Source organism: Pseudanabaena sp. 'Roaring Creek' (assembly GCF_001402795.1).
Taxonomy (GTDB): Bacteria; Cyanobacteriota; Cyanobacteriia; order Pseudanabaenales; family Pseudanabaenaceae; genus Pseudanabaena.
In genome coordinates this window covers 1-1,063 of sequence record NZ_LIRE01000580.1, presented here as the reverse complement: position 1 = coordinate 1,063, position 1,063 = coordinate 1, and the positions used below count along the sequence as shown (strand labels likewise).

Sequence of the window (1,063 nt, the reverse complement as noted above, 5' to 3'; positions counted from 1 at the left end):
GCCAAAATCGTATCCATCAACCAAACCAGAATGACTCAAAGAGCAAGGAGTAACACAAATTCCCATAACTGCACCGCTTCCAGAGCCATTTGGAGCAAAAAGATAAGTTCCCGCTGGATACTTAATAGGAGCATTTGCGATCGCCTGTTTTCGCAAGTTCTCCATATTCTCATACGTCATATACCCTAAAGCTGCGGCGGAACCCAAAATAAGAATTTTATCAGCAGCAGTAAGTCCTACACTGATAGGATTAGCAGCTCCAGCAGTTCCAACGGAGCCACGTACTACATTAGCTGCGGATTGAGGAGTTATTAACCCATCAGCAGCACACTGTTTTGCGGCTGCTGAAGTCGTAAAGCATTCATTTAAGGTAGTGAATGAGAAAACTGGTGAAACATCTAAAAACTGTAAAAATACGAAAAGTACTCCCAAAACTACTGAGAATGCTCTTCGTCTTAGGGAGTACTTTTTCATTGTTTTAGGGGGTTGGTGAACTAGTGAAATTGGAAACCTACGAATAAAGGTAGCGCTTGAATAGGAGTGCTGCGGCAGCAAAAACGACAGCAGCTACTGCAATCGGTTGAATGACGCTAACTAAAGCGGCGATCGCTGTGGCATCGGTATTCATCTGAGTAATGGCGGATGATGCAGTGGATTGAGCGTTGCTTTGGTCGCCAAATAAGGTAATGGCTCCACCTGCTGAAGCGGTTCCTGCTCCTAATAAAATTAGGCGATCGGTTTTAAATTTCTTGTCTCTCAGATGCTTATCTTTAAAGTCTTGGTCGATCACGATTTTTATCTCCTATTGATAGAGTGAACGGATGATTCTGGAAATTAACCAGAGGATGCCTTGCATTCCAAAGACCACTACTGCAAAGCCGACTGCCCACTGAACGGCGATTTGGGCGTTCGCTGCAATGTTAAATTGCACTGTTGAAATGATTAATAATGCAATCATTGTTTCAATGAGTTTATGAACTTAACAACCAAAGTTATTCCTAAGTAAATCAGACCCAATACGACTGCCTCAACAAATCCCTCCTGCAACTTCCCATAAAAAGGA

The 1,063-nt window shown here is 42.8% G+C and carries 2 protein-coding genes; both read right to left on the bottom strand.

Annotated elements, in window-relative coordinates:
* The coding region (locus AC805_RS16600; protein WP_156341436.1) for a hypothetical protein at window positions 1-474 on the bottom strand (474 nt) is incomplete at its 3' end.
* Window positions 475-511: 37 nt separating this feature from the next.
* Window positions 512-790, bottom strand: coding sequence for a hypothetical protein (locus tag AC805_RS16595; protein WP_055076442.1), 279 nt, complete (start codon window positions 788-790; stop codon window positions 512-514).
* Window positions 791-1,063: the final 273 nt, after the last annotated feature.